The sequence below is a fragment of the Providencia sp. R33 genome (assembly GCF_019343475.1).
GTDB lineage: Bacteria > Pseudomonadota > Gammaproteobacteria > Enterobacterales > Enterobacteriaceae > Providencia.
Map to the genome: position 1 here is coordinate 2,523,322 of NZ_CP072453.1, position 13,697 is coordinate 2,537,018.

11 protein-coding genes are annotated in these 13,697 nt (G+C 38.7%); 3 read left to right on the top strand and 8 right to left on the bottom strand.

What is annotated here, in order from left to right; all coding sequences use genetic code 11:
- Positions 1 to 42: 42 nt before the first annotated feature.
- Entirely contained in the window at positions 43 to 1,077 is a 1,035-nt protein-coding gene (locus J6836_RS11870) for an ElaD/SseL family deubiquitinase (protein WP_219244274.1), read from the top strand.
- An 87-nt stretch (positions 1,078 to 1,164) separates the two neighbouring features.
- Here the strand turns inward: J6836_RS11870 and J6836_RS11875 are convergent, their stop codons facing one another.
- Positions 1,165 to 1,317 carry an AcrZ family multidrug efflux pump-associated protein gene (locus tag J6836_RS11875; RefSeq protein WP_219244275.1) on the bottom strand — a complete coding sequence of 51 codons (153 nt, stop codon included), beginning with the start codon at positions 1,315 to 1,317 and terminating at the stop codon, positions 1,165 to 1,167.
- A gap of 231 nt (positions 1,318 to 1,548) precedes the next feature.
- Here J6836_RS11875 and modE point away from each other — a divergent pair, with 231 nt between their 5' ends.
- Both modE and modF read left to right on the top strand, forming a co-directional pair.
- Positions 1,549 to 2,337: a molybdenum-dependent transcriptional regulator gene (modE, locus tag J6836_RS11880; protein ID WP_219244276.1), complete on the top strand. Its 789-nt coding sequence runs from the start codon at positions 1,549 to 1,551 to the stop codon at positions 2,335 to 2,337.
- A 140-nt stretch (positions 2,338 to 2,477) separates the two neighbouring features.
- The gene (modF, locus tag J6836_RS11885) at positions 2,478 to 3,947 is read left to right on the top strand and encodes a molybdate ABC transporter ATP-binding protein ModF (protein WP_219244277.1); all 1,470 of its coding nucleotides are present in this window, start codon (positions 2,478 to 2,480) and stop codon (positions 3,945 to 3,947) included.
- 128 nt (positions 3,948 to 4,075) lie between these two features.
- Here the strand turns inward: modF and J6836_RS11890 are convergent, their stop codons facing one another.
- From J6836_RS11890 to J6836_RS11920, 7 genes are all read right to left on the bottom strand, one after another.
- Positions 4,076 to 6,199, bottom strand: coding sequence for a metallophosphoesterase family protein (locus J6836_RS11890; protein ID WP_219244278.1), 2,124 nt, complete (start codon positions 6,197 to 6,199; stop codon positions 4,076 to 4,078).
- A 32-nt stretch (positions 6,200 to 6,231) separates the two neighbouring features.
- The gene (locus J6836_RS11895; RefSeq protein WP_219244279.1) at positions 6,232 to 6,939 is read right to left on the bottom strand and encodes an oligogalacturonate-specific porin KdgM family protein; all 708 of its coding nucleotides are present in this window, start codon (positions 6,937 to 6,939) and stop codon (positions 6,232 to 6,234) included.
- 210 nt (positions 6,940 to 7,149) lie between these two features.
- A complete protein-coding gene (locus J6836_RS11900; protein WP_219244280.1) occupies positions 7,150 to 8,700 on the bottom strand; it encodes a fructose PTS transporter subunit IIA in 1,551 nt (516 codons plus the stop codon).
- Positions 8,701 to 8,718: 18 nt separating this feature from the next.
- On the bottom strand, positions 8,719 to 11,304 hold the full coding sequence (locus tag J6836_RS11905; protein WP_219244281.1) for a glycoside hydrolase family 38 C-terminal domain-containing protein: 2,586 nt from the start codon (positions 11,302 to 11,304) through the stop codon (positions 8,719 to 8,721).
- Between the two features lie 89 nt (positions 11,305 to 11,393).
- Positions 11,394 to 12,512 (bottom strand): PTS fructose transporter subunit IIC, encoded by a 1,119-nt coding sequence (locus J6836_RS11910; RefSeq protein ID WP_219244282.1) that lies wholly within the window; start codon positions 12,510 to 12,512, stop codon positions 11,394 to 11,396.
- Complete coding sequence (locus J6836_RS11915; RefSeq protein ID WP_219244283.1) at positions 12,499 to 12,819, bottom strand: PTS fructose transporter subunit IIB; 321 nt, start codon at positions 12,817 to 12,819, stop codon at positions 12,499 to 12,501. Before J6836_RS11915 ends, J6836_RS11910 begins: the two co-directional genes overlap by 14 nt.
- Positions 12,820 to 12,836: 17 nt before the next feature.
- Positions 12,837 to 13,181, bottom strand: a complete 345-nt coding sequence (locus J6836_RS11920; RefSeq protein ID WP_255586219.1) for a hypothetical protein — start codon at positions 13,179 to 13,181, stop codon at positions 12,837 to 12,839.
- Positions 13,182 to 13,697: the final 516 nt, after the last annotated feature.

The following is a 13,697-nucleotide window of genomic DNA, read 5'->3' on the forward strand; positions in this document are numbered from 1 at the left end:
TTTGTGATTCATCGTATCCCCTTGCTAATAAAAGGACCGACAATGCGGATAACTCAACCCTCTCCAAGACAAATATTACCCGAACAACTACACAATTTATTAAGTGGAGAAATTGATAATCAAGGGTTAATGGCACTCTCTCAATCCGCCAGCCAAGGTAATCTTGATGATATTGATTTATTACATAATTTAGCATTACGTCGTGATGAGCTTGGTCATAAAGCGGAAAATATTTTATTTGATATCTTCAGTGGAAAAATTAAAGGTAAAGAAGATATTGCCCTCGAAATACAAAAAACCAGCAAAAAGTTGTACCAGCGACACAGAGAGGGAAAAATCAAAAATTATCTCGACGATTCAAAGCTGAAGACGCCCTCAAAACTGCTCTATATTATTGCTTCAACAATTGAAAAGCTCGCTGACAAGCTGGGTTTAACCGCATTATTCATGAAAGGTGAACCAACAGAGTCAACGCTGTGGGAGCCTAACCGAATGACCACAAGTGATGAAATTGATTCTGCAAATAAAAACACTAAGACTTTACCAAATAATGTAACGGTTAATTGCTCTTTGGGTCTCACCCAAAGTGGGAATAATTTATTGGGAGAGATAATTGAGGAAAAAATAAATAATGGCATCCATTTGAAGCAATTCGAATTATTTCCTCTTAATGTGAATAACAACCACTGGATTTTATTTGCACTCTACCCAGTGACGTCACAACAGGCTCCACCAAACAACAAAATCAAATGCGCAGTATTTAATTCGTACTATAACCTTAGCGATGACATTCGACGTGAAATAGCGCTGGCGGCAGAAAAAGCGGGCGTTACAGAAGAAAAAGACATCACGTATATTGAAGGGAACATTCAACAAAATGTCCCCAATGGTTGCGGGTTATTTGTCCTTGAAGCAATAAAACAACTCACTGAAAACCTACAACAAAGCCCTATAGAAACGCTCGAAAGGTTTCACAAAGATTTTGCTAAAAAAACAACAGAAGAACAAGCGCAGTTTAATATCCAAAACCGCCGACAATTGTTTTCAACCTACTATGATGATACTTATCAAAAATAGCTGTTATGACTCTTCAAAAATAAAAACCCCCTGATTGTATTGACAATCAAGGGGTCTATGATCAATTTGAACGGTACTCGCTAAGCGTTACTTGTTCTCAGTTTTATGATGATGAGGTACGTGCGCTTTCGACAGCAAGTTAAAAAATGCGCCTAAGCCGTAAATCAAGCCCATGATTAAAAACATCACAACGGGGACCATCATCAGAGCGAAACCTAAACTTTTAATGAGTTCTAACATAAAAAAGCCTCTTCAGTGATACTGTACCCACCAGCCTACAAGATACGCTGACGAGGGAAAATTCGACTCTCAATACATCTATTATAAACACAATGATTATAAATCAAATCAAAATAATAACGCATAATAGCGTTATAATGCAGACTATTTTAGACAAAATATTATACTAACGACATACTAAACGTGCTTTTTAACTCTGTCACCACCAACCGAGCCGGAAGGGAGAAAAATATGCAGGCAGAAATTTTACTCACACTTAAATTGCAGGGCAGTTTATTTGCTGATCCACGCCGTATCGCGCTACTCAAACAAATTAAAGCGACAGGTTCTATCAGCCAAGGTGCCAAACTCGCAGGTATCAGTTATAAAAGTGCTTGGGATGCTATCAATGAGATGAACCAACTCACCGATGATATTCTGGTTGACCGTGCAACGGGAGGCAAAGGTGGCGGTGGCACCACATTAACCCATTACGGTGAAAGACTGCTCCAGCTATATGATTTATTAGCACAAATTCAACAAAAAGCCTTTGATGTTCTCAAAGAAGACAATTTACCCCTTGATAGCCTACTTGCGGCAATTTCACGCTTTTCACTGCAAACCAGTGCGCGTAACCAGTTTTTCGGTACCTTGATTGCGCGTGACCATACGCATGTCCAACAACACGTGCAAATCCGTTTAGCGGATAACAGTACAGTGATCAATGCCGCACTGACTGAGCAAAGTGCTAACCGTTTAGGGTTAGTCGAAGGCAAAGAAGTACTCGCACTAATTAAAGCGCCTTGGGTTAAGCTCAGCAAGCAACCAAACCAAACTGAGTTCGATAACTGCCTTGCAGGCAAAATTACGACACTAGAACGTGGTAAGGATAATAGCGAAGTGATTGTCACACTAACAGGTGGTGAAACGCTCTGCTCAACCCTGCCAAATAGTGATGTTGATGCGCAATCTTTGCAAGTTAACGATACGATTACGGCACTTTTCAATGCAGACCAAGTGATTGTTGCTACCCTTTGCTAAATAAATCGGCTTACTTGCTTGAGAAAGTAAGTAAGCATTCACCTTTTTTTTCGCCTCCCTTCGCTCAATTGTTGACTTTATCCCCAATCCTGATTATTCCTGTTAGGTGACAAGGTAAATATTCATGATAAGGAAGGTTGATGAGCTCAATAACAATACAACATAGCAGCTTTAAGCTCAGCGAAACGCAAACACTTGATATTCAACAACTCAATATTAATAAGGGTGAAAGCTGGGCATTTATCGGTTCTAACGGCAGTGGTAAATCCTCACTGGCACGTGTTCTATCGAATGAACTCAAACCGCTTTCTGGAGTTGTTAAAAATACCTTTAACTCCCCTGTTCGTCTTTCATTTGAGCAGCTACAAAAGATTATTAGCGAAGAGTGGCAACGCAATAATACCGACTTGCTCAGTGATGATGAGGAAGATACGGGTTATACCGCTGCTGAAATCATTCAATTAAACCATAAAGACAATGAATATTGCTTAGAGCTTGCCACACGGTTTGGCATTCGCGATTTACTTTCTCGCCGCTTTAAATACCTTTCTACAGGGGAAACACGTAAGGTACTGTTATGCCAAACATTAATGGGCAATCCCGACCTATTAATTTTAGATGAGCCCTTTGATGGCTTAGACGTCTATTCACGAAGTAACTTGAGTGAGTTGCTCTACAGTTTATCTGAAAAAGGCCTTACGATAGTCTTGGTGTTAAACCGCTTTGATGAACTTCCTGATTATATTGAAAATATGGGGGTGGTCGCTGATTGTAAATTGACGATGTCTGGTGATAGAGAGTCAGTACTTGCTAACACCCTAATCAGCCAGTTACAGCACAGTGAAAAAATTAAGCAGCTTGCCATTCCTGAGACGGAAGACCCAACAAACGATGAAAAACTGGATGATACGACGCCTCGCATCATATTAAATAATGGTGTTATCAGTTATAACGACAAACCCATTCTGCATGGGTTAACTTGGCATGTTAACCCCGGTGAGCATTGGCAAATTATCGGTGAAAATGGCGCGGGAAAATCCACCTTATTAAGCTTAATTACGGGAGATCACCCCCAAGGTTACAGCAATGACTTAACCTTATTTGGTCGCCGCCGCGGCAGTGGTGAAACCATTTGGGACATCAAGCGCCATATCGGTTATGTGAGTAATAGTATTCACCAAGAGTACCGTGTTGCCACTAGCGTATTGAATGTGATTATTTCTGGCTTCCATGATTCAATAGGTTTATACCAAACACCATCAGACCGCCAGATACAATTAGCATATGAATGGTTAGCGCTATTGGGGTTCCCAATTCAAACTGCACAACAACCTTTCCATAGTCTTTCGTGGGGACAACAGCGATTAGTGTTAATCGCACGGGCACTTGTCAAACACCCAGCAATGCTGATTTTAGATGAACCACTTCAAGGGCTTGATGGCCTGAATCGGTTACTCGTTCTGCGCTTTATTGATGTGATGCTCAAGCAAGGCAACACCCAGCTGCTATTTGTCACCCACCATCAAGAAGATGCACCTGCCTGTATTACTCATCGGTTAACCTTCGTTCCTGAAAACGGGAAATATCGCTACGATATTGAGTATATTTAGTATTAAATCAATAAATTACTACCTACCTAAGCCACTCCTCTTTGAGTGGCTTTATACATAAAAAATCACTGACAACACAATATTGCCAGTGATTTTTATTATCTTATTTATTAACTACAACATTTAAATTACTTATTTCCCTGCCCTACATTCATCGGCTTAATTTCACCTGTTTCAACGTTGATATAAAAATCTCGGCTAGGATTACCTTGTAAGTATTTATCAATCACCGTGAAAATACTGCCAAAACGTAATTTAAAAATATTTTCGAAAGTGCTATCGGTATTAATTTTGTCTGTTGTGCTTGGTAACGATGATAATAATGTTCCTGTTAGGAAACGATACTGATTCAACCTTTCGACAGGAATATCTTGCAATGCAAGTTCATCAGCATTGCGTAAGCGGTAAAAATCAACAGCAAGATCAAAACCATTCCACTTCGCAAAATCATTTAATTGGTAGCCAGCCTTCTGCGCCACGACAGCGGCTTTATCACGAGCTTTTTTCCATGCATCTGAATCTTTCTTTAAATAAACCTCAGTGATATTGACGGTTCCAGGGTCTGAATCTTTCACGCATATTTCATGATTTTGACTTAGTGGAGCGGTTAACACATCACTGTAAGCATTCTGAGTATCTAATTGGCTCAAAATCAGCATTTCTTCGCCATTTAAACTAAATAACATTTGGCGAATTTCACATGGCCACTCCTCAGGAATAAAACGTAAGCGGGTGAGCTCCGTAATATGCCAATTCGTGAAATCATAATAGTTGCTCGCTTTTAAAATATCTTTATTCCAAAGATGTGACGAGTTTGTATTCTTGAGATGATCCCACTCTTGCTGGTAGTGCTCAAATAGCTCATCAAAACGTGGAACGTCTTCTATGACAATAGTTTGTACGTCAATTTCATTGGCATTTTTAAAATTCAAGATTTTATACGCTGGAACATATGCCGCCATCGATGGAGCCTGAATATTAAAAAGCAAACTACCATCTGGATACTGACGCACGCCCGTATCATTAAAATGCATATGACCGCCGACATGAACACCAATTCCCGTTTTTGCCATTGCATGGCTAGTGTCTTCTTTAGGCGCCCTTTCTAACTGAAATTTGCCTTTACCAAAAATAGTTTCAAGGTCGTCAGCTGCTCCATTATCAAATTCAACCATCGGAAAATGGCTGAAGGTGATTAATGTTTTGTTTTGCTCTTTAGCGCGTTTGGCGACATCCGTCATCCATTCAACAGTGTGCTGTTTGTGCGTCAACATTTTGTTGTAACCTGCATTGCCTGAACCTGCAAAGTTTTTAGCGGCTTTCGGATTATTAATATCCGCCTTTTCTGAAGGTACATAAATATTGGCATCAACCGCCATTAACCACAAACCTGGAACTGGCTCAACAAGATAGCTACTATCTGCCACATCAAAACAAGGACCATAACCTGCTTGTTTGTATTGCCCACCGGTTCCCTGAGCACAAATTTCATACTGTCTTTGGCTAAATTCACTCGCATTTAGAGCGGCTTCATAGCTATAACCTTTTGAGCCGTAGTTCGAGTAAGGTGTTTCCCAATAAATATCTTCCGGTAGGGGATTAATACCAAAGGACTTCATTGCATCCATTACACGACCGTAGCCACTGTAGACCATCTCCTCTGAGCAAATGGTGGGGAGTTCAGCGCCCGTTTCTATAATAGCTGTTTTACCTTGGTACCCCGTACATTCACTGGCACCTAAACTAAAGATACGTTGCGTTTTACCATCTACACCAAGAAAATCTTCCTTTCCTGCAGGCATATCAAATGGACGATTTGGATCATGGTTGCCCGGTGTTGCAAAAAAACGCATACCGTATTTTTGCTCGTATTCTTGTAAAACTTTCACTAAACCACGCAAATGGATCGGCTGTCCATCATCGGTAAAATCACCGGGTAATGCAATGAGCTTAATTCCTTTCTTGCCTGCATCATCTAACGCCGCACGCAATGCAAAATAATTTTCATTAAACAAGCGAGTAGAGGTTAATTGTGCATACATAGAGCGAATAACTGCATTTTGGCCGCTTTTACTGTTTTTTAACCCATCAAATGCATTATCGGAAAATTGGCCATATACGTCATGAAAATGGATATCCGGCATAAAAGCAACACGATAGTTATACGCGTTACTCGTTGAATCATTAGCCAATGCCAGCGTTCCCGCAGACATCAAAGCAAGGGCAAAACCGTATTTGATTTTATTGTTCATATTTGTTCCCTTTAGATAATTAGCTATTTCTATCAGAAGTTATAGGCAATTCCAACGCGATAACGCCACTGCCATGCATCGCGGTAAGTTTTTCCATCTTTGACATATGAACCATCATCGTAAGAGACATACCCTAATTCAACATAAGGAACCCAAGTTTTATTCCCAATCCAAGATACATTTAGATTATGTGCATAATCTTTTTCTTTTCCTTTATATGCTGGGTAGTCTGTATCAAACTTATATTCAAAGTCATAACTTAATGAAACATCTTGTATTTTATAGCCTAAATAAAAATTACTCTGCCAATAATGCTGGTTATCTTTTTTCGGTTTATTGGAATTGTCAAAATGCCTTACTCCATAACGTAAACGAGTACCAACATTAAAATCATCTGTTAAGTTATAAGCAGCTTTGACACTAAATTTATAAGCCGTATCTTTATCCCCTGAATCTAAAGCAAAAGAAGGCGTTAAAACAAAATCTTTTGTCGCTTTATATTTGTAACCGACTTCAACTTCATTTCCTTTTGATGATAAATTTTCACCAAATCCACCATCTCGACTTCGCCATTTACCTTCAAGACTGAAATAAGTCCCATTTTGCATGCTGTGTCCAATTTTGACACGGTCTTCATGACGGTGTTCATCACCTAACCACTCATGGCGATAGTCTATATACGTCGCATTCGCTGCTGTGCAAAATAATAATGTAGAGATACCTAGAGTTAAATGTTTCATAAGTTCATTCCTATATAATTAATATTTATTTTGTTGTATTAAATAGTGAAAATTATTAATTCTTCTTTAAAGTTTGGTTTTTTATGGTATGTCCTCTCCAGTCTAACTATCTAATTTCATATATTTTAAAAACAAAGAGTCTCAGCCTTTAAAGTAAAACCAAAAAGGAAGGTAAGGATTTTATTTTAATTAGACCCTCATTTAATTAAGTCATAATTCCAACTCAACTTTTAACAATTCAACAATATCAATTTCATTTTTTGCTTTTAATATTTTTTCTCGAAAAGATTCATGCATTAATTTGCGAGCTAATATAGAAAATATTCGCATATGTTGGCTTTCATCAGAATCATTAATCGTTAACATAATAACTAATTTAACATCTACGTTATCCCCCCACGCTAATTCATTAGGTAAACGTAATACTGAAATACTACTATGTTTAACAAAAGGTGATTTACAGTGTGGAATTGCAATTGAAAACCCTAAGGCTGTACTAAATATTTCCTCTCTTTGCCATATTGCTTGCTCAACTTGCACACCAGAATCTGTTCGATGATTAATTTCTAAATTATCTGTTAACCGTTTAATAACCTCATCCTTACTTGCCATACTTTCATCAAGTAAAATTAAGGATGGGCTCAATACAGCATATTCAATATTCGATTCATCTAAAGACACTGATAAGTAAGATAATTTTTCTTTTTCAAATTTTAGCCAATTATCTGCATAAGCATCGGGTTCAAGTACTAACAAATCATATTTCGAGTCTAATAATATGACTTGAGCAGATTGAATCGACTCAATAGTTGGAGGTGCTACACACATTAAAGGCAGAGCAAAAGACTGTGCCAAAATAGCGGTATGGGATGTTTCTGCCCCTTGCCCCATTACAATACCTTGCAGATATTCTCCTCTTAACGCCAATAATTCGCTTGGCGTTAATACCCCTTGGCAGACAACAATTGAATCTTCTGTTAATTCAGGAAGTTGTATTTTAGTTTGAATACCAAGGTACGTTGCAATACGCAAACCTAAATCTTGAATATCTAGCTCGCGTTGACGCAAATATTCATTACTACTTTCCCGAAATGGCAAACTCAGCTCTTCAATTGCCATTGATAATGCAGCTATCGCATTATGCGTTTCTCTGTGCTTCAATAGACACGCCTCAACATCCTCATCATCGAGTAATTGGCTCTGCGCCTCTAAAATATTTATTGCCACCTTATCAGCTTGTTCAATATCTTGAGTAAACTGCTGACGAGCACATTGCAACGCGTGTGTTAACGCAGCTCCTTGCTCTGTTTGGGTACTCGAGGGCTCAGACCATGCAATCTGTTGCAAATCAAACGATTGCACATAAACGGCCTTTCCTTTTGCAATGCCTTGACTAATACCATGACCACGAACTATCTGAGAAGTCGTGCGGCTTAGGTAAACAGGAATAATGCTTTGCTCTTGTTTATCTTTTTGCGGGAATTTTTCGTCGCAATGAATAAATTCGTGTTCAATAAATGCCTTTAATTTTTCATAAGCGAGATTTTCATCATAGCCACTAATTGTAAAATAGCATTCATCACCATGAGTAACGTCTGCCCCCACAAGAGCCAACACACTTTTGGCATTCGCTTGGCGCGTTTTACTTTGATTAAATAATATAATATCCGATTGAAAACCAACGGTATTTTGTTCAATAGCACTCGCTGGTCTTGCATGAATACCATTGGGTAACTCACAACGAAATGGCAGTGTTTGCATAATATTTTCCTTTTCTAATTAACTAATTAACCAAGACACTGGTGTACAAGGAGCTGCTTTAGCCGTGTTTATGCATACCGATTCCGATAAAGTTACTTGGTGTATTTGTGTATTTGATTTTGGTTCTGAATATGTTTTAGTTTCGTTCGTTGGGTTCCACCCACGCAAAATGAGTGACTCTTGGTTCTGTGCTTTTTTCAACGTGCTGAAATGTAACTCACTATCCCATGTCAGTAAGCTATAATGATTTGGAAAAACAATATTATGTGGATTCATTTTAAATTGAGACCAACCTGAGTCTAGGTAACCAAATGCAGGCAAACGCCAATGCTCAATATCACGCCAAAGCTTCGCACTCAGGCCATCGCTTATTGGCAACACAGCAAAATGGAAATGATGCGAGCCCTGTATTTGTGACTCAGGTGACGGTAGCACCATGCCCGATGCTCTACCTGGTCGCCAAGTGAGGTTTGCTTGACCAAGCCACCCTACACTTCTCAAAAGCGTTACTCGAATAGTTTCAGTATGACTCGCAGGTATTTCGTACTCTCGAAGCCCTTCAGTAACAACACAAATACCTTTATTATCATCATGTTGCATAACTAGACTTTGCATTGGATAAAGAGCTGTTGGTGCCTCTGTCCAGCTCTCATCTCGCCACGCTTTCATTGCTGCGGGGCTATTTTCACGTTGAATTAAGCCAAATGGCTGATCTGCAAAATGAAATGCCTGTTGGACGTTCGTTGGAATTTCAACCTGAACTCGATGATCTTGGGTCGTATTATTAATCGTCACTTCAACATCTAACCATGCCTTATTATGAGGCAAAGAGACTTTCATGCTAGCGACTAAATGTGCATTAGCTCGTTTTTCTTGACGCGCAGCAGCATCTTGCGGAACAGGAATAGACCACAGGAGTACAAATGAATCCATTAAAGGTGCTCTCACACAATCATATTGTTGTAAGTGCCCATCACTATTGATTAACCAGTCGTTTTCAGGAGGCGAATAATTATAGTTATCCCCCGCATCACCACTATCAATTAAGCGAAGAATATTCGGGTATTGTTGTTGATTACGCTTATCGATTAGCGTCAACTGCCCTTGATTAACTTCAAGTTTTAGCCATTCATTTTCTAATGTGTTTTCTACCTGTGTATCAGTTTTAAGTTCAAAACCTGCGCTTTCACCTTCAACTAAATAAAAAGTCTGATAACCACAAGAAGGCAAGTCTTTCGCTTCAAGTAAGATCTCGCATTTGCGATACCATGTCGTTGTCGTGCTATTCGCTAACTCTTGTACAATCAATGACATATCTTGTTTTTCTTCACTAACAAGCTGCCAGAGACAAGGCTTTCCTGTATTATCTTTAATACAAAAATCATTTTCAGGTGTGTAAAGTGTAATACGAACCTGTGCATCCCTTTTGTGTGGTAACGTATTAAAAATGATGATTTTTTTACCGTCTTGCTTAGCCTCAATACCTCGCGCTAACATCTTCATATTCAGGTCAAATAATTGATTAGCGCTTTCTAAACCATCTTTTAAGCGTGCTTTCACCATACTATTAACACGGTCAGAGTTACATCCGCCGATACTGTCATGAGCATGTGACTGCATAGCTTTACGCCAAATATTATCAACCGCGATTTGAGGATACGGCAAACCAAGTCGCCAATTAATTGACAACAGTGGTTCTAGTTGCTGGCTAACAAATTGCTCTAACTTTGCATTTAATAATTTAATGTCCATGCGAGTCGAAAAAATACCACGATGAACACGCATATATTTCGGGCTCAGTAGTTCCCCTTCAAACTCAGGCAATGTAGTGCTATTAGCTTTAATTTCATCAAAAAACTGACTAAAACTGCTTTTGACAAAATAATATTCATTTTGTGTTTTATTGAGCTGCTCAAGCATCGCTGGCACAGCATATTCAAATGGAGATTGGTCATTCCCATTTGGTAATAATATTTGGTCTGAATGAGCAAAACGCGCCTGTTTTTCTAAAATTGCAGGTAAAACCGTTAATGCTTTTTCTGGGTTATCGGGCAACCATTTTGCGCAACCGTAACCCCAAGGTAATACTGCGGTAATAACTTGATGACCAGATTTTGCTTTCCAAATAAATTCACTACTTGCAATATCATGCTCACACCAGCCACGCCATACAACCGCATTTTCAATGCCAAATTCTTGCAAAAACATAGGGAGCTGTGCACTTTGCCCAAATGAATCAGGCACATATCCCACAGACATATAATTTCCCCATAGTGCACAATCTGCTTTACCCAACAGTAAATTTCGCGTGATGGACTCAGCGCCTACCACTAAAAAATCCGTTTGTGTGTACCAAGGCCCAATTAAAATCCGTCCTTGTTTAATTAATTGTTGTAAACATTGACGCTGTTCCGGTGCTACCTGTAAATAATCTTCCAACACCACGGTTTGCCCATCTAATATAAATGGCCCAAGAGAAGAATCTTCTTGTAAGTGTTTAATTAAGTCATTCATAAAATAATAAAGAACAATTTTGGAATCATTCTCAGTGAAATACCATTCACGATCCCAATGTGTATGTTGAATTAAATGTACAGTTTTCATGATGTAACCTTTAAATAATTTTGACCGAACGAACCCGTCACGTTATTCGCGATAATTAACACTGCCTAATTAAGAATATAAATACTCAGCTAACGTCCGACTTTAAATTTAGGCGCAGGCGCTTCTGATTTTTTAGTTTCTATCGTTTCATTTCCACGAAATATTAATAAAGAACCAATGGTGATAATTGCAGAGCCAACAGCTACAGATAATATATATATTGGCCACTTATCTACGGCTAACCACCCATAAAAACCCGAAATTGGAGCATGATTTATTGCCCCTAATCCCACAGCCATCGCAGCTCCCGTTGCCGCACCAATAATATTGATAATAATGATTTTGGGATTTGCTAATGCAAAAGGTATTGCGCCTTCTGAAACACCAATGAGTCCCATAAGTGTTGAGGCTTTCCCCGCCTCTCGTAAAGACTCAGGGAAACGCTTAGCCCAAATAAGCGTAGCTAGACCAATACCAATCGGTGGAATAATAATTGCAACCTGTGCTGCCGTATTTGGCTCATAAATTTCTGATGCTAATAATGCCATTGCAGTCGTTACCGCTGCTTTATTAACGGGGCCACCAAGGTCAAAACCGACCATCGCACCGATCACTGCGGCTAAAATAACCTTATTTGAACCCGACATAGATAGAAGCCATTGCTCCATGCCATGATTGAGTGCTGCTAATGGAGCGCCTATCACAAATGCCATAATAATGCAGGTTAGTAGTGTACCGCCGACGGGCAAAATAAAGATAGGCCCTGCGGACGCAAGCGATTTGGGTAATTTGGTGTATTTGGCTAGCAGGCGAACGATATAACCTGCAATAAATCCAGCAGCCAACGCACCTAAAAACCCCGTCCCTAAATTGCTAGCCAATAAACCGCCAACCATCCCCGGCGCTAATCCGGGCTTATTTGCAATAGCAAAGCTAATATACCCTGCAACAATGGGTAACATGAGAGATAAGGCTAATCCACCGAACCCATCAAATTTGTGCAACATTTGCACCATAACATTTGTCGCTTCAAGATGACTAGCATCCCAAATATTATCAATACCATAGAGAGATGCACCAATGCGCGATATCCCCATTATCACTGCACCAGAAATAACAAATGGCAGCATCCATGATACACCCGTCATAATGGCATTTTTAATTTCCGTACCAACGCCTAATTTAGACCCACCACTAAACTGCCCCATTCTTCATTTCCTCCTCAATTGCATCAATAATTGCATCACCATACTTAATCGGGTCTGCAACACTGCATTCAAGCTTAATCATTCCATCAAATCGTTCCTTATTAATTACTGCAACATCTGCGGCTAAAATAACTGCGTCTGCGCGTGCTAAGTCCTCGCTCGTAATTTCATTTTCAATCCCCATGCTTCCTTGTGTCTCAACTTTAATTTCGTGGCCTCGTTTTTTTCCAACAATATCTAACGATTCTGCAGCCATATAGGTATGAGCGACACCGGTAGGGCAAGCTGCGACACAGACAATAAACATAAAAACTCCTTAAGAATTTAATTCAGGTAATAAAAAAAGCACAATGGCGAAAACGCGCATTGTGCTTTTAAAAGGCAATAAAAAAAGTGAGCCATATTTCCAGGCGCACCACTAGAGTGACGACAAGTCATCAAGTGACGTAAACTCGAAATAAGGAATAAAAACAATAACTCATAACGTTTGATAATACTTAATGCTATCATTGGTTTAGCGCAAGATTTTCTTTCTAATTTACTCGGTTCACTATCAAATACAGCGGTATAAAGCTTCTGTGCACTTAACCATAACTGCGACCAATTGACAGAAAAATCATTTTCAAATTGATCAACCTGCTCTGATTCATCTTTTTCTAAAGAGGACACCGGAACGAACCAGCAAATTTTGCTCAATAAAGCCTTAACTCTGCCATCACACGAAAGCAAAATTAAAAAGCAGGCTTTAAAAAATGAAGCAAAATGCAAAGTCATCATGTTCCCCTTTAGAAATTAGCATCATTCTAAACTTATAAAATAAAGAATTACTGTGATTCCACCCTCATTTATTAAATTGGATTGATATTTAATCTAAAAAAGTATTTTTTATTTTTTTGATTGCCAATAAAAAATTGATTAATAAGCACTTAGCAATAATATAAACTATATTTTTTATTTTAAAAAATTTTTTATTAAAATAAAAATCAGAATAACAAACTAAATATTCAAAAATAATCAGTGTAATTAATCCAGAAATTTATATTGATTCAATAAATCTTAATTTCATATAATTTTATATAAAACACGTTTCCATTAACTGCCTTTAATAAGGGAATTACCGTGAAATGTTAAACTATAACAGTAAGCAATTTAAGATAAGTCAGGATAATTATTTTCTATGAACCG